General features: G+C 65.1%; 24 protein-coding genes. 13 read left to right on the plus strand and 11 right to left on the minus strand.

Features of this window, described 5'->3' with window-relative positions; all coding sequences use genetic code 11:
- Position 1: 1 nt before the first annotated feature.
- The 4 genes from JQT59_RS33280 to JQT59_RS33295 all read right to left on the minus strand — a co-directional run bounded on the left by JQT59_RS33280 (position 2) and on the right by JQT59_RS33295 (position 3,377).
- Positions 2 to 853: an MlaE family ABC transporter permease gene (locus JQT59_RS33280; protein ID WP_213573721.1), complete on the minus strand. Its 852-nt coding sequence runs from the start codon at positions 851 to 853 to the stop codon at positions 2 to 4.
- Between the two features lie 20 nt (positions 854 to 873).
- Positions 874 to 1,638: an MlaE family ABC transporter permease gene (locus JQT59_RS33285; protein WP_109326912.1), complete on the minus strand. Its 765-nt coding sequence runs from the start codon at positions 1,636 to 1,638 to the stop codon at positions 874 to 876.
- 526 nt (positions 1,639 to 2,164) lie between these two features.
- Positions 2,165 to 3,082, minus strand: a complete 918-nt coding sequence (locus JQT59_RS33290) for a 3-oxoacyl-ACP reductase (RefSeq protein ID WP_213573723.1) — start codon at positions 3,080 to 3,082, stop codon at positions 2,165 to 2,167.
- A gap of 103 nt (positions 3,083 to 3,185) precedes the next feature.
- Positions 3,186 to 3,377, minus strand: a complete 192-nt coding sequence (locus tag JQT59_RS33295; protein ID WP_109326911.1) for a ferredoxin — start codon at positions 3,375 to 3,377, stop codon at positions 3,186 to 3,188.
- Between the two features lie 250 nt (positions 3,378 to 3,627).
- Between JQT59_RS33295 and JQT59_RS33300 the strand changes: the two genes are divergently transcribed.
- Genes JQT59_RS33300 through JQT59_RS33310 form a run of 3 tightly spaced genes read left to right on the plus strand, consistent with a single transcriptional unit; the run spans position 3,628 to position 7,538 of the window.
- Entirely contained in the window at positions 3,628 to 4,839 is a 1,212-nt protein-coding gene (locus tag JQT59_RS33300; protein WP_213573725.1) for an acyl-CoA dehydrogenase family protein, read from the plus strand.
- Positions 4,840 to 4,848: 9 nt separating this feature from the next.
- Positions 4,849 to 5,970 carry an acyl-CoA dehydrogenase family protein gene (locus JQT59_RS33305; RefSeq protein ID WP_213573727.1) on the plus strand — a complete coding sequence of 374 codons (1,122 nt, stop codon included), beginning with the start codon at positions 4,849 to 4,851 and terminating at the stop codon, positions 5,968 to 5,970.
- Complete coding sequence (locus JQT59_RS33310; protein ID WP_213573729.1) at positions 5,967 to 7,538, plus strand: long-chain-fatty-acid--CoA ligase; 1,572 nt, start codon at positions 5,967 to 5,969, stop codon at positions 7,536 to 7,538. Before JQT59_RS33305 ends, JQT59_RS33310 begins: the two co-directional genes overlap by 4 nt.
- A 42-nt stretch (positions 7,539 to 7,580) precedes the next feature.
- Here the strand turns inward: JQT59_RS33310 and JQT59_RS33315 are convergent, their stop codons facing one another.
- The gene (locus JQT59_RS33315; RefSeq protein ID WP_213573731.1) at positions 7,581 to 8,696 is read right to left on the minus strand and encodes an NAD(P)H-dependent flavin oxidoreductase; all 1,116 of its coding nucleotides are present in this window, start codon (positions 8,694 to 8,696) and stop codon (positions 7,581 to 7,583) included.
- Positions 8,696 to 10,372 (minus strand): acyl-CoA synthetase, encoded by a 1,677-nt coding sequence (locus tag JQT59_RS33320; protein ID WP_213573732.1) that lies wholly within the window; start codon positions 10,370 to 10,372, stop codon positions 8,696 to 8,698. The genes JQT59_RS33315 and JQT59_RS33320 overlap by 1 nt, the downstream gene beginning before the upstream one ends.
- Before the next feature lie 79 nt (positions 10,373 to 10,451).
- Here JQT59_RS33320 and JQT59_RS33325 point away from each other — a divergent pair, with 79 nt between their 5' ends.
- Both JQT59_RS33325 and JQT59_RS33330 read left to right on the plus strand, forming a co-directional pair.
- Entirely contained in the window at positions 10,452 to 11,294 is an 843-nt protein-coding gene (locus tag JQT59_RS33325) for a crotonase/enoyl-CoA hydratase family protein (RefSeq protein WP_213573734.1), read from the plus strand.
- 192 nt (positions 11,295 to 11,486) lie between these two features.
- Entirely contained in the window at positions 11,487 to 12,446 is a 960-nt protein-coding gene (locus JQT59_RS33330) for a hypothetical protein (protein ID WP_213573736.1), read from the plus strand.
- Positions 12,447 to 12,548: 102 nt separating this feature from the next.
- Here the strand turns inward: JQT59_RS33330 and JQT59_RS33335 are convergent, their stop codons facing one another.
- Entirely contained in the window at positions 12,549 to 13,586 is a 1,038-nt protein-coding gene (locus tag JQT59_RS33335; RefSeq protein ID WP_213573738.1) for an LLM class F420-dependent oxidoreductase, read from the minus strand.
- A gap of 79 nt (positions 13,587 to 13,665) precedes the next feature.
- Between JQT59_RS33335 and JQT59_RS33340 the strand changes: the two genes are divergently transcribed.
- Genes JQT59_RS33340 through JQT59_RS33360 form a run of 5 tightly spaced genes read left to right on the plus strand, consistent with a single transcriptional unit; the run spans position 13,666 to position 18,203 of the window.
- Positions 13,666 to 14,646 carry a Zn-ribbon domain-containing OB-fold protein gene (locus tag JQT59_RS33340; protein ID WP_213578299.1) on the plus strand — a complete coding sequence of 327 codons (981 nt, stop codon included), beginning with the start codon at positions 13,666 to 13,668 and terminating at the stop codon, positions 14,644 to 14,646.
- A gap of 12 nt (positions 14,647 to 14,658) precedes the next feature.
- A complete protein-coding gene (locus JQT59_RS33345) occupies positions 14,659 to 15,723 on the plus strand; it encodes a thiolase family protein (RefSeq protein ID WP_213573740.1) in 1,065 nt (354 codons plus the stop codon).
- On the plus strand, positions 15,723 to 16,901 hold the full coding sequence (locus JQT59_RS33350; protein WP_213573742.1) for a thiolase family protein: 1,179 nt from the start codon (positions 15,723 to 15,725) through the stop codon (positions 16,899 to 16,901). The genes JQT59_RS33345 and JQT59_RS33350 overlap by 1 nt, the downstream gene beginning before the upstream one ends.
- A gap of 13 nt (positions 16,902 to 16,914) precedes the next feature.
- Complete coding sequence (locus tag JQT59_RS33355; protein ID WP_213573744.1) at positions 16,915 to 17,778, plus strand: TIGR03619 family F420-dependent LLM class oxidoreductase; 864 nt, start codon at positions 16,915 to 16,917, stop codon at positions 17,776 to 17,778.
- An 8-nt stretch (positions 17,779 to 17,786) separates the two neighbouring features.
- Positions 17,787 to 18,203, plus strand: coding sequence for a nuclear transport factor 2 family protein (locus tag JQT59_RS33360; protein WP_109334863.1), 417 nt, complete (start codon positions 17,787 to 17,789; stop codon positions 18,201 to 18,203).
- Positions 18,204 to 18,351: 148 nt separating this feature from the next.
- Here the strand turns inward: JQT59_RS33360 and JQT59_RS33365 are convergent, their stop codons facing one another.
- A complete protein-coding gene (locus tag JQT59_RS33365) occupies positions 18,352 to 19,608 on the minus strand; it encodes a cytochrome P450 (RefSeq protein WP_109326883.1) in 1,257 nt (418 codons plus the stop codon).
- A gap of 160 nt (positions 19,609 to 19,768) precedes the next feature.
- Here JQT59_RS33365 and JQT59_RS33370 point away from each other — a divergent pair, with 160 nt between their 5' ends.
- The 3 genes from JQT59_RS33370 to JQT59_RS33380 all read left to right on the plus strand — a co-directional run bounded on the left by JQT59_RS33370 (position 19,769) and on the right by JQT59_RS33380 (position 22,196).
- A complete protein-coding gene (locus tag JQT59_RS33370) occupies positions 19,769 to 20,932 on the plus strand; it encodes a steroid 3-ketoacyl-CoA thiolase (RefSeq protein ID WP_213573746.1) in 1,164 nt (387 codons plus the stop codon).
- Between the two features lie 8 nt (positions 20,933 to 20,940).
- Positions 20,941 to 21,432: a nitroreductase family deazaflavin-dependent oxidoreductase gene (locus tag JQT59_RS33375; protein ID WP_213573748.1), complete on the plus strand. Its 492-nt coding sequence runs from the start codon at positions 20,941 to 20,943 to the stop codon at positions 21,430 to 21,432.
- Positions 21,433 to 21,533: 101 nt separating this feature from the next.
- Entirely contained in the window at positions 21,534 to 22,196 is a 663-nt protein-coding gene (locus tag JQT59_RS33380) for a GNAT family N-acetyltransferase (RefSeq protein ID WP_213573750.1), read from the plus strand.
- Between the two features lie 78 nt (positions 22,197 to 22,274).
- Here the strand turns inward: JQT59_RS33380 and JQT59_RS33385 are convergent, their stop codons facing one another.
- From JQT59_RS33385 to JQT59_RS33395, 3 genes are read right to left on the minus strand one after another with little or no spacing between them, the layout of a single operon-like run.
- On the minus strand, positions 22,275 to 23,894 hold the full coding sequence (locus tag JQT59_RS33385) for an acyl-CoA synthetase (RefSeq protein WP_213573752.1): 1,620 nt from the start codon (positions 23,892 to 23,894) through the stop codon (positions 22,275 to 22,277).
- A 14-nt stretch (positions 23,895 to 23,908) separates the two neighbouring features.
- On the minus strand, positions 23,909 to 25,165 hold the full coding sequence (locus tag JQT59_RS33390) for a hypothetical protein (RefSeq protein ID WP_213573754.1): 1,257 nt from the start codon (positions 25,163 to 25,165) through the stop codon (positions 23,909 to 23,911).
- Complete coding sequence (locus tag JQT59_RS33395) at positions 25,159 to 25,674, minus strand: nuclear transport factor 2 family protein (protein WP_213578300.1); 516 nt, start codon at positions 25,672 to 25,674, stop codon at positions 25,159 to 25,161. Before JQT59_RS33395 ends, JQT59_RS33390 begins: the two co-directional genes overlap by 7 nt.
- Positions 25,675 to 25,781 lie beyond the last annotated feature (107 nt).

Consider the following 25,781-nt stretch of genomic DNA (forward strand, 5'->3'; position numbering starts at 1 on the left):
CCTATCCCGAAAGGTTGAAGTTGCCGGAACCGCCGTATATGGCGAGGGAGATGAGGAGGGTAACCGTGACCACCGCTATCAGCGACGACCGCACCGCGTTGCCCACGGCCACGCCGACTCCGACGGGACCACCCGACGCGGTGAAGCCGTAGTAGGTGTGGATGAGCATGATGGCGATCGCCATGACGATGGCCTGCGCGAACGACCACAGAATGTCCGTCGGTATCAGAAAGGTCGAGAAGTAGTGGTCGTACACACCGGCGGACTGGTCGTAGAGAACCACGGTGGCGAATCGGCTGGCGATGAAGGATGCGATCACCGCAAGGGCGTAGAGCGGAACGATCGCGATCATTCCGGCCATCACCCGGGTGCTGACCAGGTACGGGATCGAGGGGATCGCCATCGTCTCGAGGGCATCGATCTCCTCGGACACGCGCATGGCACCGAGCTGGGCGGTCGAGCCCGCCCCGATCGTGGCCGCGAGTCCGATACCCGCGATGACCGGGGCCGCGATGCGTACGTTGATGAACGCGGCGAAGAAGCCTGTGAGCGCCTCGACACCGATGTTGCCGAGCGAGCTGTATCCCTGGACGGCGATGGTGCCTCCTGTGAAGAGCGTCAGAAATCCGACGATCACCACGGTTCCACCGATCACCGCCAGCGCACCCGTGCCCATGCTGATCTCGGCGATGAGCCGCAGAGTTTCCTTCGGGTACCGCCTCACCGCACGAGGGGCCCAGGCGATGGCGCGCGCAAAGAACAGCGCCTGCTCGCCGAGCCGGTCAATCGAACGGGACGTCGACGCGAATTGCCGGCGTGTGCGGGGAAACCGCCCGGCCGCTGCGAGAGACATCTACTCCACCACCATGTCGATCACCCTGCCGTCAGCTTGATGCCGACGGCGGTGACGAGAACGTTGACCACGAACAGCGCCATGAAGGAGAACACGACGGTCTGATTGACGGCGTCACCGACACTCTTGGCGCCACCTTTCACGTTGAGGCCGAGATAGGACGCGACAAGACCCGCGATCATGCCGAACAGACCGGCTTTGACCTCCGAGATCACGAGCTCACCGAACCCCGTGAGAAGGGTGATGCCGTTGACGAAGGCCCCCGGATTCACATCCTGGATGTACACCGAAAAGACGAACCCACCGAGAATCCCGATAGTGCAGACCAGGCCGTTCAGCAGTAGGGCCACGACGGTCGAGGCGAGCACGCGGGGTACGACCAGCCGATGAATCGGGTTGATACCGAGCACCCGCATCGCGTCGATCTCTTCGCGGATCGTGCGGGCCGAGAGGTCTGCGCAGATCGCGGTGGCGCCCGCCCCGGCCACGATGAGCACGGTCACGATGGGGCCGACCTGGGTCACGGTGCCCAGCGCCGCACCCGCGCCACTGAGATCCGCGGCACCTATCTCCCGGAGGAGGATGTTGATGGTGAAGCTCACCAGAACGGTGAACGGGATGGCGACCAGCACCGTGGGAACCATCGATACCCGGGCAACGAACCACGCCTGGTCCACGAACTCGCGACGCTGGAAGGGCCTCGAGAACACCGCCCTGAGCGTCTCGGCCGACATCGTGAAAAACCCGCCGACAGCGCGCAATGGCACCTCGAGGAGGTCTACCATTCGTCCTCCTCGTCCCTGATCGCACCCAGCACCGACTGTTGATTGAGCCCAGCCCCCCAACGGCCTGTGACTCAGGTCATATTAACTAGAACGTGTTCACCTGTCAAAAATAGCCGATCATCAGCAAGAATCGTCCCACATCGAGCACTTCGAGGAGGGCGTTTTCGTCCAAAAGAAGAGCCGCGATGCGTCCACCTCGAACGTCGATCGAGTACGTCTAAAGTGTTAGCACACAGCATGTTTGGTCACGATATGCCGTCTCCCTACCGAACCCGGACCGAGCCGCCTGCACGCCGCTGCGTGGACGTCACTCAGCCCTCGCCATGGAGGTGCCGAAGCCGAAATCGACGGTAAAACTAGAACAGGATCTAGCGTGTGTAGGCACATCGCTGCCTCCCCCGTCGCACCGTCTCGACCCCAGCCGGTCGCTGTGTATTTTCACCCAGTATCGCCCATCACGCGGGTATTACCTGGGAAAATGGGCGGTAACGCCGGATGTGTCGTCGACTGCGCCGCGACGGCTCGTTCAGCCCAGCTCACGCAGGGCAGCCGACGCGGAGAACGTCGCGGCCGGATCGCGTTCACCGAAGTAGCTGCCGAGGCTCTCGGCCAGACTCGCCGGCGTCCATCGAGAGTCCGTCGCGTCGAATCGGCGCTCGACGACCGGAGCTGCCATCAACGCGACCATCGGGCCATAGACCACGAAGAGCTGCCCGTTGACGGTGTCGGCCGCGGGCGAGGCGAGGTAGGTGACCAACGCCGCCACATGCTCCGGCGACAGTGGGTCGATCCCCTCGGCCGGCGCCTCACCGAAGACGTTTTCCGTCATCGACGTGCGCGCACGGGGACAGATCGCGTTGGCCCGTACTCCATAGCGAGACAACCCGCGAGCGGCGGAGAGGGTCAGAGCCGTGATGCCCGCCTTGGCCGCACCGTAGTTGGCCTGCCCCTCGGGCCCTAGCAGGCCTGCCTCCGAGGACGTGTTGATGATGCGGCCGTACACGGGCGCACCCGCCTCCTTGGATTTTCCGCGCCAATAGGAGGCAGCGGAGCGGCACAGCAGAAAGTGCCCGCGCAGATGCACCTTCAGTACCAGATCCCAGTCTTCGTCCGACATGTTGAACAGCATGCGGTCCCGCGTTATCCCGGCATTGTTGACGAGGATGTCGAGGCTGCCGAATTGGCCGCGCGCCGCTTCCATGATCGCGTCGGCAGTGGACCGTTCACCGATGTCGCCGGCGACGAATTCGACCTTGGCGCCCAGACCTCGGATCTCTTCGAGTGTTTCTTCGACGTCATCGGAGGCCACCAGGTCGTTGACCACGACGGACGCACCCGCCCGCGCCAGACCGATCGCCTCGGACTTTCCGAGCCCGGATCCTGCGCCGGTGACGACGCCTACCTTGCCGTCCAAGTTCACATCGCGGTCAGCAACATCAGTCATGAAGCGGCACTCCTGGTCGTCTGCAATCGCCGCCGGGTTACACACCCGGCGCCACGGTGGACGTCGTCACTGTAGAACGTGTTCTTGTTTTGAGCAACGACGGTCAAGGGTGTTCGGTGAGCGCCGCCCTCGGACACTGCGCGATGGCAGTCCGCACGTCTTCCTCCCGGTCAGCGGGTGGGTGAGCGGTCGAAATGTGCAGATTATCGTCGTCGTCGAGGTCGAAGATGTCGGGGGCAATCCCTACGCACACACCGTTGGCCTCGCACCGGTCGAAATCGACTCTGACCTCCATGGCAACCCTCACTTCTCCTCGTCACGTCGCTCGTCGGCCCGGGCGCCGCCGGGCTGCGGCGCACACCGTTCCTGCGATAACACTAGAACCTGTTCCAGTCGTGTGCAATGATTCGTTCCACGACTGCGAGCAGGCCCACCGAGCGCGCTCCCCAGCCGGTCGGGCCCGACTCCCCGCCATCGCACCGTAGAGACTGGAACGTGTGCCAGTTGAGACGAGTTCCGGGCCTTCGGACTGGAGAGGTATTTCGATGCACATCACCTACACGCCACAACAGCAGGCGCTGCGCGAAGAACTGCGCGCCTACTTCGCGCAGTTGATGACGCCGGACCGGCGGGAGGCTCTCGCCGCCACCACCGGCGAGTACGGCGAGGGCAACGTCTACCGCGACGTCGTCGCGCAGATGGGCAAGGACGGCTGGTTGACGCTCGGCTGGCCGAAGGAATACGGCGGCCAGGAGCGTTCGGCGATGGAGCAGCTGATCTTCACCGACGAGGCCGCCATCGCCGGTGCCCCCGTGCCATTCCTCACGATCAACTCCGTAGCCCCCACGATCATGCACTTCGGTACACCTGAGCAGAAGTCGTTCTTCTTGCCGAAGATATCCGCGGGCGAACTGCACTTCTCCATCGGATACTCCGAGCCCGAGGCAGGGACGGACCTTGCAAGCCTGCGCACCACCGCCGTCAAGGACGGTGACGACTATGTGATCAACGGCCAGAAGATGTGGACGAGCCTGATCGCATACGCCGACTACGTGTGGTTGGCCTGCCGGACCGACCCCGAGGCGAAGAAGCACAAGGGCATCAGCATGCTGATCGTGCCCACCACGGCCGAAGGATTCTCGTACACACCCGTCCACACGATGGCCGGTCCCGACACCAGCGCCACCTACTACCAGGACGTGCGCGTACCGTCCTCCGCACTCGTCGGTCCCGAACACGGTGGTTGGGCGTTGATCACCAACCAGCTCAACCATGAGCGTGTCGCGCTCACCTCGGCCGGACCGATCCTCACCGCACAGCGGGAAGTGCGGGAGTGGGCGCAGAACACCAAGTTGCCGGACGGCCGCCGCGTCATCGACCAGGAATGGGTTCAGATCAATCTGGCCCGGGTCCATGCCAAGGCCGAGTACCTCAAGTTGATGAACTGGGAGATCGCCTCGTCGACCGGGGCAAGCGAAGCGACAGGGGATGATTCAGCGCACGCTCCGGGCCCGGAGGCGGCGTCGGCCAACAAGGTCTACGGAACCGAGTTCGCCACCGAGGCCTACCGACTGCTCATGGAAGTCCTCGGCCCGTCGGCCACGCTTCGGCAGAACTCCCCCGGCGTCCTGCTGCGCGGACGCATCGAGCGGATGCACCGTTCTTCCCTCATCCTCACTTTCGGTGGCGGAACCAACGAGGTGCAGCGCGACATCATCGGTATGACGGCCCTCGGCCTGCCCCCTGCGAAGCGTTAGGACACGACCATGGATTTCACCCTCACCGAGGCGCAACAGGATCTGGCCGGTCTCACCCGGAGCATCGTCACGGATCTCGTCACGAACGACCGCCTGCGGGAGCTCGATGTGGCCGAAGACCGCCTCGATCGCGAACTGTGGTCGACACTCGGCTCGTCCGGTGTCCTTGGCGCCGCACTACCGGAGTCGGTGGGCGGCGACGGTTTCGGCGTTCTCGAGCAGTGCAGCATCCTGGTCGAACTGGGCAGGGCCGTCGCACCGGTCCCCTACCTCTCGTCCATCGTCATGGCGGCGGATGCGCTCGCGCGATACGGCAACGAACAACAGCGTGCGGAGTGGGCGGCGCCCGCAGCGGCCGGTGCAAAAATTCTCACCGTCGCCCTCGACGAGGAACTCAACGACGACCCGGGCGCTCCGGTCACCCGCGCCAAACCCGCGCCGGGCGGCTGGACCCTCGACGGCACGAAGGTCGTCGTCGACGCGGCGCCGTCGGCAGAGTTGTTCCTGGTGCCGGCGACGACCCCGGACGGCGTGGCGGTGTTCCTCGTCCGCCCCGACGACGACGGGGTGACCGTCACCAGGCAGCAGACCGTCGACTTCGCCAGCACCGGCGAGGTGGCGCTGCACGGAGTCGTGCTCGGCTCCGATCGACTCCTGGGCACCGTCGAGCAGGGCAGCGAGATCGTCGATCGGCTCGTCGAACGAGGATCTCTCGGCGCCTGCGCGTACCAGTACGGCGTTCTCGATCAGGCTCTGACGCTGACCGCCGCCTATGCCCGCGAACGGGTGCAGTTCGGCAGGCCCATCGGCAGCTTCCAGGCCGTGGCTCAGCGACTCGCCGACGCGTACATCGACGTCAAGGGCGTCCGGCTCACTCTGTGGCAGGCAGCATGGCGGCTCAGCGAAGGACTGCCCGGCGAGGGCGACGTCCAGACCGCCAAATTCTGGGCGTCCGACGCCGGTCACCGGGTGGCCCACACGGCGGTTCACATTCACGGCGGTGTCGGGCTCGACCTGGATCATCCCGTGCACCGGTACTTCCTCGCGGCAAAGGCCCTCGAGTTCCGGCGCGGCTCCGCCACCCGGCAGCTCCGGACCCTCGGCGCCGAACTGGCCACCGTCCCCGCATGACGGCGACACTCGCACGCACGGTGGCGGACCTGCTTCGCGGTGTCGCCGACAGCGAGTCCGAGGGGCTGTACTTCGAGGACCGTTTCCTGTCCTGGTCAGACCACCTGCGGGCGAGCCTGCAGCGCGCCGCGGTTCTCGATGATCTTCTCGATCCCGAACGCCCGCGGCATTTCGGTGTCCTGATGGACAACGTGCCCGAGTTCTCGCTCCTCGCGGGTGCGGCGGCACTCTCCGGCGCAGTCCTCGTGGGCCTCAACACCACCCGGCGCGGCGACGCGCTGGCCCGCGATGCGGCGCTCGCCGACTGCCAGGTCATCTTCACCGAGAACAGTCGTTCGGATCTGCTCGACGGACTGCTGCTCGAGGTCCCGGTGATCAACGTGGACTCCGCGGAGTGGGCCGGCATGCTGTCGGTACAGCGGCCATCTTTTCAACAGGTAACGCCCGAGCCCGGCGATCTCTTCATGCTCATCTTCACCTCCGGGACGAGCGGCGACCCCAAAGCCGTGCGCTGTACGCACGCGAAGATCACCGGGCCCGGGCTGATGCTCGCCGAGCGGTTCTCGCTGTCACCGGACGACGTCGTGTACCTGTCTATGCCGATGTTCCACTCCAACGCCATGATGGCCGCCTGGTCTGTGGCGCTCGCAGCCCGTAGCTCGATCGTGTTGCGGCGCAGGTTCTCCGCGTCCCACTTCCTCGCCGAGGTCCGGCGGTACGGGGTCACCTACGCCAACTATGTGGGAAAGCCGCTGTCGTACGTGCTGGCAACGCCGGAGGAGCTCGACGACGCCGACAACACGCTGCGAGTGATGTACGGCAACGAGGGATCCGCTCCCGCGGTTGCCGCATTCTCCCGGCGTTTCGGCACGCAGGTCGTCGACGGATTCGGTTCCACCGAAGGCGGAGTGGCCATTTCCGCTACTCCCGGCTCACCGCCGGGCGCACTCGGGCGGCTCCCCGACGGAATCGCGATCCTCGACCCGGAGTCGGGTCTGCCCTGCCCTCCTGCCGAATTCGATGCATCCGGTCGCCTGGTCAACGCCGAGGCCGCCACCGGGGAACTCGTCAACGTCAACGGTCCCGGCGCCTTCGCCGGCTACTACGACAATCCGGAGGCCGACGCGGAGAGGATCCGGGACGGAAAGTACTGGAGTGGCGACCTGGCCTACCGCGATGCCGACGGATTCGTGTACTTCGCCGGCCGCAGCACTGGATGGTTGCGCGTGGACGGCGAAAACCTCGGCTCCGCGCCCATCGAACGAATCCTGCTGCGCTACCACGGGTTCGCGGAGGTGTCGGTGTATGCGGTACCCGACGCCGAGGTCGGCGACCGGGTGATGGCCGCAGTCGTGCCCACCCGCGAATTCGATCCCGTCGACTTCGCGGAGTTCCTCGACGCTCAGGCCGATCTCGGTCCGAAACAGCGCCCGACCTTGGTGCGGGTGTGCTCCGAGTTTCCCCGCACGGCCACGTTCAAGGTACTCACACGCACACTCAGCGCGCAGCGATGGAACTGCGCGGATCCTGTCTGGGTCCGCGACGGTACCGGCTACTCCCGCCTGTGAGTGGCGAAGTACGCTCCCGCCTACTTCGCCACCCCAGTACCGCTACTTGTACGAAACGAGCCGGGACACTGCCGCCTCGAAGCCGGAGACGAGCTCGTCCATCACCTCGGACACGGGCCGGATTTCGTTCATCCGGCCGACGATCTGCCCTACCGGCATCGCGACGACGTCAGGATTCTCCGAAGCGGCAATCCGCTGATGAGCGTCGCTGACCAGCAGATTCTGCAACGGCATCGGCAGTGGCGCAGGCGCTTCCGGCTTCGACCACGCATCGGTCCACTTGGTCTTCAGCAGGCGGGCGGGCTTACCCGAGTAGATGCGGGACCGCACCGTGTCAGCCGAAGTCGCACCGAGCAAGGCCCGTTGGATTGCGGATGGTCCGTCTGCCGACGCACTGCCGAGCTTGTACTCCGACGTCGTGAGCCAGTACGAACCCATCCAGACACCGGATGCCCCGAGCGACAGAGCGGCCGCCACCTGACGGCCGCTACCGATGCCGCCGGCGGCCAGCACAGCAGCGGAATCGCCTACCGCGTCCACGATCTCCGGAACCAGCACCATCGACGCGATCTCACCGGTGTGCCCGCCCGCTTCATATCCCTGCGCGATGACGATGTCGACCCCGTTCGCAACGTGCCTGCGCGCATGCTCGACCGCCCCGGCGAGCGCCGCCACGGGAACACCCTTGGCGTGGGCCTGATCGATGACATCCTTGGGCGGCGAGCCCAGTGCGTTGGCGATCAGGGCGATACGGTGATTGAGCGCGACATCGACATGCGAGCGGGCCACCGAGTGAAGCCAGCCGAGCACCCCCGTCGCATGCTCGGTGCCCGTTTCCAACGGCGGCACACCCAGCTCGTCCAGGGTGCGGTTGACGAAGGCACGATGTTCCGCCGGAATCAGCGACTCCAGGTCCACCGACGTGCCCTCCGTCGGGATCTTGGCCGGCATCACGATGTCGACTCCGTACGGTTTGCCGTCGGTGTTCTCGTCCATCCACGTCAGGACGTCCTCGAGTTCCTCCGGGTCGTTGAACCGAACACAGCCGAGCACGCCCAGGCCGCCGGCCCGCGAAATAGCCGCGGCCACATGCTCGGACGGCGTGAACCCGAAGATGGGGTACTCGATGCCGAACTTCTCACTCAAAGCTGTGTGCATTACGCGCCTTTGCTCGTCACGGTGTCGCTCTGGGCCGAACCGTTGCCGTTGTGGTCGTCGGCGGGTCGGGATTCCGTTTGTTCCTTGGCCCAGCGGTAGTCGGGCTTACCTGCAGGCGAACGTTTGATCTCGTCCACGAACCACAGGCTGCGCGGCACCTTGTATCCGGCGATTTCCTTACGCGCGGCCGATGCGATCTCGTGCAGGCCGGGACGCGCCCCGCCGCGCGTCTGGACGACGGCAGCGACGCGCTGGCCGAATCGCTCGTCAGGCACACCGACCACCAGGGCGTCGAACACGTCGGGATGCGACTTCAGCGCGCCTTCCACCTCTTCGGGGAAGATCTTCTCGCCGCCGCTGTTGATACAGACCGAACCACGTCCGAGCATCGTGACGGTGCCGTCCGCCTCCACCTGCGCGAAGTCGCCGGGGATCGAGTAGCGGACACCGTGATACTCCCGGAACGTCGCCTTGGTCTTCTCTTCGTCCTTGTAATAGCCGATCGGGATATGCCCTTTGCGCGCGAGGATGCCGACCTTGCCCGAGCCGGGCTCCACCGGGTTCCCGTCGTCGTCGATGACCGAGGTGGAGGCGTCGATCTTCACCGTCGGTCCGCCGCCGTGCGATTTGCCCTTCTCCACCACACTCAATCCGCCGAAGCCGGTTTCGGACGAGCCGATCGAATCGGTGATCATCCGATTGGGCAGCAGTTCCAGGAATTTCTCCTTGATACTGGGCGAGAACAGCGCCGCCGAACTGGCCATCAGAAACAGCGACGACAGGTCGTACGGCTCACCGGTGGCCGGGTTGCCCTCGATCAGGGCGTCAAGCATGGGCCGCGCCATCGCGTCGCCCGTGATGAAGACGAGATTGACCTTGTGCTGGTCGACGATGCGCCAGACGTCGTGGCCGTCGAACTCCGGGTGCATCACGCATTTGCCGCCACCGAACAAGCTTTGGAAAGTGGCCCACTGGCTGCCGCCGTGAATCATCGGCGGAATGGGGAAGCGGGTCATCCCGGCGGTCTCGGCACCCTGCTTGGCAAGGTCCCACTCGTCCTCGACGTACTCACCGGTCATGAAATTGATACCGCCACCGAGCACTCGCCAGACATCCTCCTGACGCCACATGACGCCCTTCGGCTTACCTGTCGTGCCGCCGGTGTAGAGCATGTAGATGTCGTCGTTGCTGCGCTCCTCGAAGTCGCGCTCCGGAGAACCCTGCGCCAACGCGGTCTCGTACTCGACGCCGCCGTACGACGAGTAGTCGAGATCGGTTCCGTCCTCGATGACGACGACGGTCTTCACCAGAGGCGTGCGGGGCAGCACAGCGGCAACCTTGTCGGCGTACCGACGCTCGTGCACGAGCGCGACCATGTCCGAATTTTCGAAGATGTATTGCAACTCGTTCTCGACGTACCGATAGTTGACGTTGACCATCACGGCCCGGATCTTGAACACCGCCACCATGGCCTCGATGGCCTCGAGGGTGTTGCGGCTGTAGATGCCCACCTTGTCGCCTGGCCGGACACCCTGTTCGCGCAGGTAATGGCCTAGTCGATTGGCCCTCTCCTCCATCTGCGCGTACGTCACTTCCCGGTCGTCGGACACCAACGCGACGCGGTCCGGAACGAGGTCGATTGCGTGCTCTACGAGGTCTGCGATATTAAGGGCCACGTCAACAAAGTAGAACGTGTTACCGTTTCTGGCAAGACCCAATCTGAGAGCCAGCTCACACACCCTTCGGGAGACTTCAGTGTCCTCTACCACCACCGAGAAATCCGACGTTTCAGCACAGTCGCCGCACTGCCTCGTCGAGAAGCGCGGGCACGTCCTGATCGTCACGATGAACCGCCCCGAGGCGAAGAACGCGCTGTCCGGTGAAATGATGGCGATCATGCGCGACGCGTGGGATCAGGTCGACGCCGACCCGGACATCCGCGTCGCCATCCTCACCGGTGCCGGCGGAGCCTTCTGCGCGGGCGCAGACCTCAAGGCCATGACGGTGCAGCACCCAGGCGACTCCTTCTCGGGAGGGGGTGAGGGAAGCCAGCCGGCGTGGGATCTGTCGAAGATCGAGGCTCTCCTCAAGGGCCGTCGCCTCACCAAGCCCCTCATCGCAGCGGTCGAGGGACCCGCCATCGCAGGCGGAACCGAAATCCTTCAGGGCACCGACATTCGCGTCGCCGGCGAGAGCGCCAAATTCGGTGTGTCCGAGGCGAAATGGGGGCTCTTCCCGCTCGGCGGTTCGGCGGTGCGCCTCGTCCGGCAGATCCCGTACACCATCGCTGCGGACATTCTCCTGACCGGACGCCACATCACCGCCGCCGAAGCCAAGGAGATCGGCCTCATCGGACACGTCGTTCCCGACGGTCACGCCCTCGACAAGGCCCTCGAACTCGCCGACCTCATCTCCGCCAACGGCCCCCTCGCCGTCCAGGCCATCCTGAAGACCATCCGCGACACCGAAGGTATGCACGAGGAAGACGCCTTCCAGATCGACGCCGCACTCGGCACCGCGGTGTTCACCAGCGCCGACGCGAAGGAGGGCCCCCGCGCCTTCGCCGAAAAGCGTGCGCCGAAGTTCGAGGGCCGCTGACCCGACCCCACCGCTCACCTCTCCACCCACCCCCAGCCGGGCGAATGTACCTTTCGGTGCATCTGAGGCGCCGGAAGGTACATTCGCCCCAGGGTGTGAGGCTTATCCACAACCCCTAGTTGTCCACAGGCCTCACCAAAACACCTGGTGAACAACCCTGCCGCTGGCAGCGGGTGCGTCATCATCGAGTCCATGCGACGGGGACAATGGGGGCATCGGCTCGAAGACTTGTACGGAATCAGCCGATCAGGGATCATCCGCACCGCCGAACTGAGGCATTGGGGAGTCTCGAACTCGGCGATCGACGCCCGATGCCGTCCGGGCGGGCCGTGGCAACGGATCCTTCCCGGCGTCGTGATGCTCGGCAACGGCCACCCGACCGCACGTCAGCGTGCTGTGGCCGCGATCGTGCTCAGCGGCGACAACGCCATCCTCACCGGACGTGCAGCGCTACACGAGTACGGGTACGGAACGTCGTACTCCGGCGATGCCCACGTCCTGATCGCCACGCACCGGCGTGTCCAGTCCACGGGCTTCGTCCTCGTCGAACGCACGACGCGGATGCCGGCGCCGGTGATGCGCAACGGGCTTCCCTGCGCCCCGCTTCCACGCGCGTTGCTCGACGCGGCACGACGGTGCCGCACTCTGGACAGCACTCGATCCCTCATCGCCGAGGTGATCCAGCGAGGCGGGGCGAGAGTCCCGGAACTCATCGCGGAGTTGGACGCGGGCAGTGGCCGCGGCGCAGCACTCCCCCGTGCCGTGCTACGCGAGGTGAGCGCCGACGTCCACTCGGTGTCCGAAGCCGAAGCCCGCCGCTTGTGGACGCGGAGCGGCCTACCCCGAATGGTGTTCAACCGCAGGATCGTCGACGCCGACGGGCAGTTCATCGCCATGCCGGACGGTTGGATCGACGAGGTCGCGTTCGCCTGGGACATCGACTCGCTCGACTGGCATCTCGCGCCCAAGGCCTACAAATCGACCGTCGAGCGCCGAACCCGGATGCAGAACCACGGCATCATCGTGCTTCCGACGCTCCCTAGTGCCGTCCGCGACCACCCCGACCGCGTGATCGACGACCTCCGCAGCCACTACCAGTTGGCGTCGTCCCGCCCCCGACCGGAGGTCCGGATGCAAACAGCGGCCGGATGAATGTACCTTTCGACGCACCTGAGGCGCCGAAAGGTACATTCGCCCGGCGGAAGGGGGACGAGGGCAGGGGCAGGGGCAGGGGCAGGGGCAGGGGCAGGGAGGTCAGCCCAGGACCGCGGAGGCGAGCTGCCGCACGTGCGGGGCGTCGCGGCACGAGACGAGGAGTGTGGTGACTCCGGCGTCTGCCCAGCGTTTGACGTCGGCCCGGACTTCGTCGACGTTGCCGATGATCATGGTCTCGGTGACCATGTCGTCGGGGACGACGGCGGCGGCGTCCTCTTTGCGGCCCGCACGGAAGAGCCGGCCGATTTCCTCGACCTGTTCGCCGTAGCCCATGCGGGTGTACACCTGCGCGTGGAAGTTCAGTTCGGGTGCGCCCATGCCGCCGACGTACAGCGCTGTCATCGGTTTGAGTCCGTCGATGGCTGCGGCACGGTCGTCGGTGATGATCACCTGACAGGTGGCCGCCACTTCGAAGTCTTCTCGGGTACGACGAGCACCCTGCCGCGCGAAGCCCTCGTCGAGCCATTCGTTGTACATGGGGGCGAGGCGAGGTGAGTAGTAGATCGCGAGCCAGCCGTCGGCGATTTCGGCGGTGAGCGCCACGTTCTTGGGACCCTCGGCGCCGAGCCAGATCGGGATGTCCGCCCGGAGGGGGTGGGTGATCGGTTTGAGGGGCTTTCCCAGGCCGGTGCTGCCCGGCCCGGTGTACGGCAGTGGGTAGTGCGGCCCGGCACTGGTGACGGGCTCTCGACGGTCGAGCACCTGGCGCACGATCGACACGTACTCACGGGTGCGCGCCAGGGGTTTCTCGAAGGGCTGGCCGTACCACCCCTCGACCACCTGCGGGCCCGACACCCCGAGCCCGAGGATCGCCCGACCACCGCTGAGGTGGTCGAGGGTGAGCGCGTGCATCGCGCAGCTCGTCGGGGTACGCGCCGAGATCTGCACGACCGAGGTGCCGAGGCGGACACGTTCGGTGCTCGAGCCCCACCACGCGAGGGGTGTGAAGGCGTCGGATCCCCATGATTCGGCGGCGAAGACGGCGTCGAATCCTTCGGCTTCGGCGGCGGCGATCAGCTCCGGGACATTCGCCGGCGGCTGCGCGCCCCAGTATCCGAGTTGCAACCCGAGCTTCATCGTGTGCCTCCGCATCGACCGTCGTCAGAAGTGACCCTTGCCACAAACACTAGAACCTGTTCTACTCGAAGTTGTGACCATGGGAAAGAGCGCGGTGGCCGAAAAGTTCTCGAACACTCCATTGAGCGCCCCGCTGAAACTTCAATTCGACTACACCCGGTCGGTGGGCCCGACCATCGGAGCCTTCGTGACTGCGCTGCGCGACCGCAAGGTCATCGGCGCGCGCGGATCGGACGGACGGGTCTACGTTCCGCCGCCCGAATTCGACCCCGACACGGCGGAACCGCTCACCGACTTCGTCGGCATATCCGACGCCGGAACCGTGGTGAGTTGGACATGGATGCCGGATCCTATTGCCGGACAGCCGCTCACCGAGCCGTTCGCGTGGGCGTTGATCAAGTTGGACGGCGCCGACACCGCCTTGGTGCACGCGGTGGACGTGCCTTCCGTCGCCGCGATGAGCACGGGAATGCGTGTGCGGGCGCGGTGGGCGGAGCAGCGCGTCGGACGCATTCAGGACATCGTGTGCTTCGAACCGGGTGAGTCGGCCGGCGACGCCGGGACGCCCGAGAACTCGGAGCCGGTCACGATGGTGACGACGCCGGTCGACCTCGACTACATGCATTCGGCGTCGGCCGAGGAGAGCTACTACCTTCGAGGGCTGAAGGAAGGCAAGCTCATCGGCGGCCGCACCGGCGCGGACGGCAAGGTGTACATCCCGCCCCGCAGCGCCAATCCCACCGACGGCATCCCGACGAAGGAGCAGGTGGAGCTGCCGGACCGGGGCATCGTCACCACCTTCTGCATCGTCAACGTCCCGTTCCTCGGTCAGCGCATCAAGCCGCCGTACGTCGCAGCGTATGTGCTGCTCGACGGCGCCGACATCGCATTCCTGCACCTCATTCTCGAGTGCGACGCCGCCGACGTCCGGATGGGCATGCGCGTGGAAGCCAAGTGGAAACCACGCGAGGAGTGGGGTTACACCCTCGAGAACATCGAGTACTTCAGGCCGACGGGTGAGCCCGACGCCGAGTACGACACCTTCAAACACCACCTGTAAGGGCGCGGCACAATGACAGATATCGCAGTCGTCGGGTTCGCGCACGCACCGCACGTGCGTCAGACCACCGGCACCACCAACGGCGTCGAAATGCTGGTCCCCTGCTTTCAGCAGCTGTACGACCAACTCGGGATCACGAAGTCGGACATCGGCTTCTGGTGTTCCGGCTCGTCCGACTATCTGGCGGGTCGGGCGTTCTCGTTCATCTCCGCGGTCGACTCGATCGGCGCGGTTCCGCCGATCAACGAATCTCACGTCGAGATGGATGCGGCATGGGCCTTCTACGAAGCCTGGGTCAAGATCATGACCGGGGAGGTCGACACCGCCCTCGTGTACGGCTTCGGCAAGTCGTCGGCGGGCAATCTCCGCAAGGTCCTGTCGATGCAACTCGACCCCTATCTGGTGACACCCCTCGCCCTCGACTCGGTGTCGATCGCGGGCTTACAGGCCCGTCTCGGGCTCGATGCCGGAAAGTGGACGACCGAGGAGATGGCGGCCGTGGCGGCCCGCAGTCGAGCGGCAGCCGAGAGCAACCCGAACACCCAGCTGTCCGGGCATGTCGACATCGAGACGTTGCTGGCCTCACCGTTCGTCGCCGATCCGCTGCGCGCCCACGACTGCGCACCGATCACCGATGGGGCTGCCGCGGTGGTACTGGCAGCCGGCGACCGTGCCCGTGAGCTGTGTGAGCGTCCGGCGTGGATCACCGGGATCGAACACCGGATCGACTCCCCGAACTTCGGTGCCCGCGACCTGACGGTGTCGCCCTCCACGACGTCGGCGGCCCGGGCCGCCACCGGCGGTGACGTCGGCGGAATAGACGTGGCCGAACTGCACGGTCCCTTCACCCACCAGGAGCTGATCCTGCGCGAGGCCATCGGACTGTCCGATTCGACGACGATCAATCCCTCGGGAGGTCCGCTCAGCGGGAACCCGATGTTCGCGGCGGGCCTGGAGCGCATAGGTTACGCAGCCAGGGCCATCATGGACGGCAACGCCGGGCGCACGCTGGCGCATGCCACGAGTGGCGCTGTGCTGCAACAGAATCTGGTCGCAGTCTTGGAGGGACGCAACTGATGGCGAATCAACTAGCCGCCGTACTCGGCACCGGCCAGACCCACTATGTGGCTAAGCGGCACGATGTGTCGATGGCCGGCCTGGTCCGCGAGGCCATCGACCGCGCCATGGAAGACGCACGCGTGGGTTGGGACGACATCGACGCCGTCGTGATCGGCAAGGCACCCGACCTGTTCGAAGGTTCGATGATGCCGGAACTCGCGATGTCGGATGCGTTGGGCGCCAATGGTAAACCGCTTCTCCGCGTGCACACCGCGGGGTCGGTCGGCGGATCCACGGCTGTCGTGGCGTCGAGCCTCGTGAAGGCGGGCGTACACAAGCGAGTGCTGACGGTGGCCTGGGAGAAGCAGTCCGAGTCGAATGCCATGTGGGCGTTGTCGACCCCCATCCCTTTCAACATGCCAGTGGGTGCCGGCGCGGGAGGCTATTTCGCTCCGCACGTCCGGTCCTACATTCGGCGGTCGGGAGCGCCTGAGCACATCGGCGCGATGGTGGCGGTGAAGGACCGCCTCAACGGCAGCCTCAACCCGTACGCCCATCTGCAGCAACCCGATATCACCCTGGAGTCCGTGCAGGCTTCCCAGATGTTGTGGGATCCGATCCGATATGACGAGACCTGCCCGTCCTCGGACGGCGCCTGCGCCATGGTGATCGGCAACGAGGAGGCGGCGGAGCGGGTGACGGCAGAAGGTCGCGAGGTCGCCTGGATTCACGCCACGGCCATGCGTACCGAACCCACCACGTTCTCCGGGCGGGATCAGGTGAACCCGCAGGCTGGCAGGGATGCTGCCGCCGCCCTGTGGGAGGCCGCCGGAATCAAGGACCCCCTCGACGAGATCGACGTCGCCGAAATCTATGTCCCCTTCTCGTGGTTCGAACCGATGTGGCTCGAGAACCTCGGCTTCGTGTCCGAGGGTGAGGGGTGGAAGCTGACCGAAGCGGGCGAGACGGCCATCGGTGGACGACTTCCGCTCAATGCGTCCGGTGGTGTCCTCTCGTCCAATCCGATCGGCGCCTCGGGAATGATCCGGTTCGCCGAGTCGGCCATGCAGGTGATGCACCGCGCCGGTGAGCACCAGGTGAAAGACGCACGCAAGGCTATGGGCCACGCCTACGGTGGCGGCTCTCAATACTTCTCGATGTGGGTGGTCGGATCCGACCGGCCGGACAACCAATAGCGGGGTCACCATCATGAAATTCACCGTCGGCATTGCCATGAATCCCCTCGACCAACTACCTGCCCTCGCGAAAACCGCCGAGGAATGTGGCTTCTCGTCGATCGCGCTGCCCGACTCGCTGTTCTTCATGGAGAAGCAGAGCACAGACTACCCGTACACCCCGGACGGTTCGCGGATGTGGAACGAGGAAACGCCCTGGGTGGATCCACTGATCGCCGCCGCGGCGATGGGCGCTGTCACCTCCAAGATCGAGTTCTACACCCAGGTCCTCAAACTCGGATCCCGCAACCCCGTACTTCTCGCCCGCCAAGTGGGATCCGTGGCGAATCTGACCGGCAATCGCTTCGGCTTCGGGGTCGGCATCGGCTGGGCTCCGGAGGAATTCGAATGGTGCGGGGTTCCGTACGCGAAACGGGGCGCCCGCGTCGACGAGATGATCGAGGTCATCAAATTGATACTCGGTGGCGGAATGGTCGAGTACCACGGTGCGTTCTACGACTTCGACCGCCTGCAGATGAGCCCGGCCCCGACGAAACCGGTGCCGTTCTACGTCGGCGGGCACACCGACGTGGCACTTCGCCGGGCTGCCAGGGTGGGCGACGGCTGGACGTCGGCAATGATCAAATTCGACGATCTCGTCCAGGTGATCGCACGCCTCCGTGAACTCCGCGAGGAGTACGGGCGGGCCGAACTGCCGTACGAAATACAGACCGTCTGCATCGACCGCTTCGGCAAGGAGGGGTACGCGGAACTGGCCGAGGCGGGAGTGACCGACACCATTGTCGTCCCGTGGATCTTCGACGGCATCGGGTTCGACGGACCTCTCGAAGCCAAGCAGGACTCCATGCGTAAGTTCGCCGACCAGTACATCGACTAGGGGTGCACATGACCACCACCACCGACCACCCGGCACGCCTCGCGGGGCAAGCGTCACGAGAGGCCGCCAGCGGAAGACGCAAGGACGAGTGGCTCGCCTTGTTCGCCGACGACGCCTGCGTGGAAGACCCTGTCGGTCCCTCGCATTTCGACCCCGAAGGCAAAGGGCATCGTGGACTCGAGGCGATCTCACGGTTCTACGACATGACGATCGCGACCACCGAGTCGCTCGAATTCCTCATCACCGACTCGCTGGTGTGCGGCAACGAGAATGTGACCATCGGGACGATACGGTCAGTCGTCGGCGGAGCACAGATCGACGCCGAGGGCGTGATCATCTACCGGGTGAACGAGGAAGGCAAGATCGCATCTCTCCGCGCCTTCTGGGAGGTCGAGCGGGCGATGAAGACTGTGCGCACACTCTGACGCTCGAACTTCCCGCGCGTAAGGCCCCGGTTCACCTACGGACCGGGGCCTTCGTCGTGCGTCGATTCGAATTAGGAAACAGCGGGAGATAGAACAGCGGCGTCGGAGAGGATGAGGGTGCCCTCCGACGCCGCTGAATTTTTGGGGGTCAGTGCTTGACCGGGCAGCCGCCAGACGTCGTCTTGTAGTCCACTGGGAACTCCTTGATTCCGTTGAGCCAACCCGAGCGCAGTCGCCGCGGATCTCCCAGCCTACTGATGTCGGGCAAGTGGTCTGCGATGGCATTGAAGATCAGGTCGATTTCGAGCCGGGCGAGGTTCGCGCCCAGGCAGAAGTGTGCGCCCGTTCCGCCGAAACCGACGTGCGGATTGTTCTCCCGCAGGATGTCGAACTTCTCGGGATTGTCGAAGGCGTCCTCGTCGAAATTCGCTGAGCCGTAGAGCATCACGACTCGCTGCCCCTTCTTGATCTGCACGCCGCCCAGCTCGGTGTCTTCGAGTGCGGTGCGCTGGAAGGAGTTGACCGGGGTGGCCCAGCGAACGATCTCGTCGGCTGCCGTCTTCGGGCGTTCCTTCTTGTAGAGCTCCCACTGATCGGGATGGTCGAGGAAAGCGATCATGCCGTGCGTGATGGCGTTGCGCGTGGTCTCGTTGCCTGCCACCGCCAGGAGAATGACGAAGAACCCGAATTCCTCGGGCGAGAGTTCGTTTCCGTCGATGTCCGCTTCGATCAGCGTCGTGACGATGTCATTGGCCGGGCACTTCTTCCGCTCATCGGCCATCTGATAGGCGTAGCCGAGTATTTCCATCGACGCTGCCTGGGGATCGATGTCCAGTTCGGGATCGTCGTATCCGGTCATCTGGTTCGACCAGTCGAATACCTTGAGCCGATCTTCCTGCGGCACGCCGAGAAGCTCGGCAATGGCCTGCAGGGGAAGTTCACAGGCGATCTGAGTGACGAAATCACCGGCTCCCGATTCTGCGGCTTCCTTGACGATCTTCTCGGCGCGCTCGGTGAGTTCGTCCCGGAGGCTGTTGATCGCGCGAGGCGTGAATCCTCGGGCAACCAGCTTGCGGAGCTTGGTGTGCTCGGGTGCGTCCTTGTTGATGAGGATGAACCGCTGCATATCGATGTTCTCGCGAGGGATGTCGTCGGCGAAGCGGACGATCGCGGTGTTCTCGTGCGTGGAGAATACGTCACTGCGCCGCGAGACCTCCTTGACGTCGTCGAGTTTGCTGACCACCCAGTAGCCGTCGTCGTGGAAGCCACCGATCTCCGGCGGCTGCGGGTTCCACCAGATCGGCGCAGTCTTACGCAGCTCGGCGAACTCCTGGTAGGGGATGCGCTCTGCGTAGATGTCCGGGTCGGTGAAGTCGAAACCCTCTGGAAGATTGGGCTGCGCCACTGCTGTCTCCTGCCCTAGGCCATACACCACTTCGTGATGTGGAACACGTTCTACTAACATTGAAACACAAGCCAGGCGACTGGCAAAGGAAAGCTGGTCCGGTCCTTGCCACCATAGGAGAACCTGTTCTATTTTCTGAGGACAAGGAAAGGAGCCCGCCGTGGGCACACCAGTAATCGTCGAGGCAGTGCGTACACCCATCGGAAAGCGTGGTGGATGGCTGTCGGGATTGCATGCCGCCGAGATTCTCGGGGCCGTCCAGCGGGGAATCCTCGACCGCTCCGGCATCGACCCGGAATTGGTGGAGCAAGTGATCGGTGGATGCGTCACCCAGGCCGGTGCGCAGTCCAACAACATCACCCGCACGGCGTGGCTGCATGCCGGGCTGCCCTGGCAGGTCGGCGCCACGACGATCGACTGCCAGTGCGGATCCGCGCAGCAGGCCAATCACCTGATTGCCGGACTCATCGCGACCGACACCATCGACGTCGGAATTGCCTGCGGGATAGAAGCGATGAGCCAGGTCCCACTCGGCGCGAACGTCGGCGAGAACGCTGGACCCCGCCGACCCGCCGACTGGGACATCGACATGCCCAATCAGTTCGAGGCAGCCGAGCGGATCGCCCGCCGCCGCGGGATCACGCGCGCAGACGTCGAGGCACTCGGTGTCCGTTCGCAGGCACGGGCCAAGCAGGCGTGGGACGAAGGCCGGTTCGATCGCGAGGTCCTGACGATGACGGCGCCCGTCGTCGACAAGGAAGGCAACGCCACCGGCGAAAGCCGAGTGGTCAGCCGGGACCAGGGCCTGCGGGACACGACCGCGGAGTCGCTGGCCACGCTGAAGCCCGTCCTCGAGGGCGGCATCCACACGGCAGGCACGTCCTCACAAATTTCCGACGGCGCGGCCGCGGTGATGTTGATGGACGAGTCCCGGGCGCGCGCGCTCGGACTGACACCACGCGCCCGTATCGTCGCCCAGGCCCTTGTCGGGTCGGAACCCGAGTTCCACCTCGACGGTCCCGTCCAGGCCACCGCGCGCGTGCTCGAACGCAGCGGGATGAAAATCGGCGACCTCGACCTGTTCGAGGTGAACGAAGCATTCGCCTCCGTACTTCTGTCGTGGGCTTCCGTCCACGGTCCCGACATGGACAAGGTGAACGTCAACGGCGGCGCTCTCGCGCTCGGGCATCCCGTGGGCAGCACGGGTTCCCGACTCATCACCACCGCGCTACACGAACTCGAGCGCACCGACGGGTCGACGGCACTGATCACGATGTGCGCGGGCGGCGCGCTGGCCACCGGCACCATCATCGAGCGAATCTAGGATCAGCCATGAACACACCTGCCCCTGCCCCAGCTCGACCGCGTGGCCTCGACTCCAAGTGGACGGTTTCCGTCATCAAGTGGATGTCGAAGACCAATGTCGTCCTGTATCAGCGGACCGGCGGGCGGCTGGGCAGCAAGTGGCGGGTGGGCAGTGCCTTCCCGCGCGGACTGCCCGTTTGCCTGCTCACCACCACCGGCCGCAAGAGCGGCGAACCCCGGGTCAACCCACTGCTGTTCCTCGAGGACGGCGAGCGCATCGTCCTCGTCGCCTCACAGGGTGGGCTGCCGAAGCACCCGATGTGGTACTTGAATCTGCGGAGCGATCCGGCGGTCACCGTTCAGGTGAAGTCGCGCGTGCTGCCGATGACGGCGCGTGTGGCCACCGCCGAGGAACGCGCGCAACTCTGGCCGCGGCTCGTCGACATGTATCCCGATTTCGACAACTACCAGGCCTGGACCGAGCGAACGATCCCCGTCGTCATCTGCAACCCACGATAAAACTGTATGTACCGCCGGGTAACGGATGCCATGTCCGGAGACTTCTTGCAGTATTGACCCCGTACGGAAGATGTACGACGGCCGAGGCGAGGAAAGCAGATATGACGACACAGGTTCAAGATCGGATACACGACCGTCGGGAGCTCACGGCAGCGCTTCTGCGTGCGCTCGAACGGCGACACGAAGTCCTCGATGCCATCGTCGACAGCAAGGATCATGCCGAGGCGCTCACCACCGTCGCCGGCCTCCTGGACACATCCGAGGCGTACGCGGAAGCCGTCCTCAATCTGACGTTCCGTCGCCTCACCAAGGAGGAACGCCTCCGCATCCAATCGGAACTCGAAGACCTCGACGCGAAGTTGGAGTGGACGGCGTCCGACCGCCCGGCGAGCACCGGGCGCAATTTCCGTCTGCGCCCGTTCACGCCCACCGACGAGGACGCCGAGTTGTTCCGCCGCCGCTGCGCCGAACAGGAGGAAGACGGCACTCCGTGGTCGCAGGAGCGGATCGAGAAGGAACGCGCGGAGGGTTTGAAGCGCATCGACGACGAGTCCGCAGCGTGGTTCGTCTGCGAGGACACCGCCGAAAATACTTCCGTCGGGTTGGTCTTCGGTGAGCTCACCGGACGCGAAGTCGACGTAGCCATCTGGGTCGCACCCGAGTGCCGCAAGAAGGGGTACGGCACCGCCGCCGTGAAGCACAGCAGGCAGGAACTGGCCGCCGAGTTCCCCGGCACGGTTCTGGTGGTTCGCGCACCGGCCTGACCCTGCACCGATGGTGGCACAGCGCGCACGCGCGCCGTGCCACCATCGGGCCGGAAACCTTCGGCGCAATCCGCGTGGTCAGCCGGACATGACGCGGTGGTCGGGGTCCCGCTGCTTGGTGACGCCCTGCGCCCAGCGGTAGTCCGGCTTGCCGCTGGGTGTTCGCTGCACAGCGTCTTCCACCCACAGGAGCCGCGGAATCTTGTACCCGGCGAGGCTCTGCCGCACGTGGTCTTCGAGGCCGTCGAAGTCGATTCCGGCACCGTCGCGCGGCTGCACGACTGCGGAGACGCGATGCCCCCAACGTTCGTCCGGCACACCGATGACGATGGCGTCGTAGACGTCTCGGTATGCCTTCACTGCGCTCTCGACCTCTTCGGCGAACACCTTCTCACCGCCGGTGTTGATCACCATGTTGCCGCGCCCGAGGAGGGTGATCGAACCGTCCTCCTCGATGCGCGCACGATCACCGGTGACCACGACGGACTTGCCGTCGACCTCCCGGAAAATTTCCCTCGTCTTCTCGGGATCGTTGTAGTAACCGCGCGGGACGTAGCCGCCCTTGGCGAACCAGCCATCCTTGCCGGATCCGGGCTCGATGGGGCGATCGTCGTCACCGATCACCATGGCATAACGTCCGGCGGGTACCCGCGGCCCGCCTACTTGCTTCTGCCCCTTGGTCGCGAACCCGATTCCACCGAAACCGGTTTCGGAAGCGCCGATGGAATCCGACACCACCAGATTCGGGAACTCCTCGAGGAACGCATCCTTGATCACCGGGGAGAACAGCGCGGCACCCGACGCGACCACCGCGAGGCTCGACGTGTCGGTGCGCGAGGATTGACGAGCCTCGATCAGGGGACGTCCCATCGCATCTCCGGTGATGATGAGGATCTGCACCCGGTGGCGCTCGACCAGTTCCCAGGTTCGGTGCGGATCGAATTTCGACTCCAAAAGCACGGTGTTGCCGCTGAACAGCGCGGTGAGGGTGGGCATCATCGCCGCGGCGTGGATCAGCGGCGGCAACGCGAACCACAACGTCGGCTCGCCGTCGGACCCCACCCTGGACTGCTGGTATTCGTCTTCGATGGCCTCACCGGTATAGAAGTCGAGGCCGCCGGCGAGCACTCGCCAGATCGACTCGTGCGTCCACACGACACCTTTCGGACGTCCCGTGGTGCCGCCGGTGTACATGATGAACACATCGTCGTTGCTGCGCTCGCCGAAGTCCCTACGGCCGCTGCCGGACAGCGCTTCCTCGTACGGCACCGAGTCGCTGTGCACCCCGGCGCCGCCGAGGTCGTCCTCGACGACCACGGTGTACCGGATCTTCGGCAGCGACGGCAGGACTTCGGCGATCCGCGGCGAGTAGACCCGATGATGGACGACGGCTTCCAAGTCGGCATTGCCGTAGACGTAGGCGAGTTCGTCGCTGGTGTAGCGGTAGTTGATGTTGATGGGAACGGCCCGGATCTTGAACGCGGCCAGCAGTGTTTCCACCGTCTCGATTGAATTATGCAGGTGCACACCGATATGGGAGCCGGCGGTCAGGCCGGCCTCGAGTAGGTTGTGCGCCAAGCGGTTGGCCCGGTCCTCGAGTTCGCGGTAGGTGATTCGCCGTCCGGCCGCAATCAGCGCAACCCGGTCCGGCATGGCGTCGACGGAGTGTTCGAAGAGGTCTGCAAGGTTGTACGCCATGGACTTGTCCTCTTTCAGACGACAGTGAGGGGTAGCGGTATGCCACGGTCGGTGAAGGCGAAGTCGGCACCCGTGCTGAATCGGGTGAGCGCCACCTCCGACGCCTCCTTCGCGGGCGCCTCCCCCGTGACGACTTCCACGGTGAGCGCCGTGTCCGTCTCCTCGATCACCCGTGCGGAGAACCGCGGCGATACCCCGCGCAGCAGTGCGTCGAGCGGTTCCGGATGTGCGCCGTCGATCATCGAGGGCCAGGCACCGTCCGCGTCGGAACCGCCGGCGCGCCGAATAGTGAGGAAAAGGCGATCGACGAGGGTGGTCGTGACCTCGACGTACTGGCGAGGATTGAACGCCGGGTGGATGGCGAGCACCGCTGCGAGTCCCTCGAGGTCGCCCGGCAGCCCGAGCGCGTTCCGGATCCGCTCGGAGGTGAGTCCGGCGATACCGGTGAATTGTCTGCGCGCAATGGTCATCGCCGACTCCTCATCGGTACGCGACCGCACTGCCAACAGGAATCCGAGGGTGAGCAGGTGCTGTTGCAGGCACACTTCCTCGGCCATCCGGACGAGGGCCGAATGGGAGAAGTCGGAGAACCGCAGATCGCTCAGAAGCGCATCCGAGTAGTCGTGGCGGCCGGGCCCGCGAGTGTCGATCGGCGACAATTCGACCGCCGCGGCCCTCGACCTGCCCAGCGTCACCAGACCCTCGGGCACCGGCGGTGGGGTATGTGCGTCGTCGATGGTCACGGTCCACTTGCAGTGGGGCGTGCGATCCGCCGGGCGCCGGGGCGGACGGTGGACCGGTCGCACCTGCGCGTGCGGGTTGGTGGCCAGCGCGGTCGCGTCGAAGGTCGGGTCCTCGATGTCGTGGCACATGGAGGTGACGTACTCGTCGCCCATCGGTTCGACGTCCATGAGGGCCCCACAGTGGTCCAGCCAGAATTCGCCGTGATCGTGGTCGATCACGCGGTAGCGGAAATCCATGAACTGTGGGGGCGCGCCGATGTCGAGTTGCAGACCCTTGAAGATGGTCACGACGCCATCATCCTCGAACGCCAGCGCGCGCTGCATCCGCTTGGTGTAGATCGGGCTCGCCGCCATCCACTCCTCGATCGCGACCTGCGTCATCCCCTCGCGTCCGAACGCGCCGATCAGGTGCGGCATGCCGGAGCGATCGATCAGATGACCACACAGCAGCAGTTCCGGCACCAGTACCGCGAGATCTTCACGGGACAGGTCCGCGAACGACGTGGGGACCCGCACGGCACTCACCACAACGGAACCGGGGCCTGACCCACCGGATACCACCCCGGAAGCCGGCCAGAGGTCGAGCGCGCGATCCGCGCGTTCATACCGTCGGACATCGCGTTGTTCGTGATCATCTCGAGGAACAGGGCGGAGACGTTGCCGAAGTCGAAGAAGTCACGCTGCCAGGACCATTGGAAGTTGCCGCCGTAGCGAAACCAGCTGCCACCGATCCCGTACACCTGGTAGTGGGTGCCGTCCTCGCGGGTGCGATCGGAGACCTGTTTCCAGAACCCGATGACGTCGCCGCTGCGGTCATCGATGACGACCTTCTGATAGGGGTACTCCCAGCCCTCCAACCCCTCCATCTCCTGTCCGAGCGCGAGGTCTCGAATCTCGTCGCGTCCGACGGCCATGAAGTCGTCCTTGGGGCCGTAGTTCCATCCGTACGTCGCGTCCTCGGTGTACATCTCGGCGAGCGGCTTCCAGTCGCCGAGCGATTCGCAGCGCTTGTTCTCGTCGATCCACCGCTGCACCATCTCATCGAGCTCCGCGCGATCGAACTGCACCGCCGAGCTTCGATCGGACTGTACCGCCGGGTCGATTCTTCGATCGAACTGTACCGCCGGGTCGATCCTCCGATCGG

Source organism: Rhodococcus sp. USK13, assembly GCF_018343855.1.
Taxonomy (GTDB): Bacteria; Actinomycetota; Actinomycetes; order Mycobacteriales; family Mycobacteriaceae; genus Rhodococcus_F; species Rhodococcus_F oxybenzonivorans.

Coding starts and splice junctions, on each gene's coding strand:
- JQT59_RS33280 (WP_213573721.1), bottom strand. CDS start 853: ATGTCTCTCGCAGCGGCCGGGCGGTTTCCCCGCACACGCCGGCAATTC.
- JQT59_RS33345 (WP_213573740.1), top strand. CDS start 14,659: ATGACAGATATCGCAGTCGTCGGGTTCGCGCACGCACCGCACGTGCGT.
- JQT59_RS33300 (WP_213573725.1), top strand. CDS start 3,628: ATGCACATCACCTACACGCCACAACAGCAGGCGCTGCGCGAAGAACTG.
- JQT59_RS33350 (WP_213573742.1), top strand. CDS start 15,723: ATGGCGAATCAACTAGCCGCCGTACTCGGCACCGGCCAGACCCACTAT.
- JQT59_RS33380 (WP_213573750.1), top strand. CDS start 21,534: ATGACGACACAGGTTCAAGATCGGATACACGACCGTCGGGAGCTCACG.
- JQT59_RS33375 (WP_213573748.1), top strand. CDS start 20,941: ATGAACACACCTGCCCCTGCCCCAGCTCGACCGCGTGGCCTCGACTCC.
- JQT59_RS33295 (WP_109326911.1), bottom strand. CDS start 3,377: ATGGAGGTCAGAGTCGATTTCGACCGGTGCGAGGCCAACGGTGTGTGC.
- JQT59_RS33285 (WP_109326912.1), bottom strand. CDS start 1,638: ATGGTAGACCTCCTCGAGGTGCCATTGCGCGCTGTCGGCGGGTTTTTC.
- JQT59_RS33355 (WP_213573744.1), top strand. CDS start 16,915: ATGAAATTCACCGTCGGCATTGCCATGAATCCCCTCGACCAACTACCT.
- JQT59_RS33315 (WP_213573731.1), bottom strand. CDS start 8,696: ATGCACACAGCTTTGAGTGAGAAGTTCGGCATCGAGTACCCCATCTTC.
- JQT59_RS33290 (WP_213573723.1), bottom strand. CDS start 3,082: ATGACTGATGTTGCTGACCGCGATGTGAACTTGGACGGCAAGGTAGGC.
- JQT59_RS33330 (WP_213573736.1), top strand. CDS start 11,487: ATGCGACGGGGACAATGGGGGCATCGGCTCGAAGACTTGTACGGAATC.
- JQT59_RS33305 (WP_213573727.1), top strand. CDS start 4,849: ATGGATTTCACCCTCACCGAGGCGCAACAGGATCTGGCCGGTCTCACC.
- JQT59_RS33385 (WP_213573752.1), bottom strand. CDS start 23,894: ATGGCGTACAACCTTGCAGACCTCTTCGAACACTCCGTCGACGCCATG.
- JQT59_RS33360 (WP_109334863.1), top strand. CDS start 17,787: ATGACCACCACCACCGACCACCCGGCACGCCTCGCGGGGCAAGCGTCA.
- JQT59_RS33335 (WP_213573738.1), bottom strand. CDS start 13,586: ATGAAGCTCGGGTTGCAACTCGGATACTGGGGCGCGCAGCCGCCGGCG.
- JQT59_RS33340 (WP_213578299.1), top strand. CDS start 13,666: ATGGGAAAGAGCGCGGTGGCCGAAAAGTTCTCGAACACTCCATTGAGC.
- JQT59_RS33395 (WP_213578300.1), bottom strand. CDS start 25,674: ATGGTGCAGCGGTGGATCGACGAGAACAAGCGCTGCGAATCGCTCGGC.
- JQT59_RS33310 (WP_213573729.1), top strand. CDS start 5,967: ATGACGGCGACACTCGCACGCACGGTGGCGGACCTGCTTCGCGGTGTC.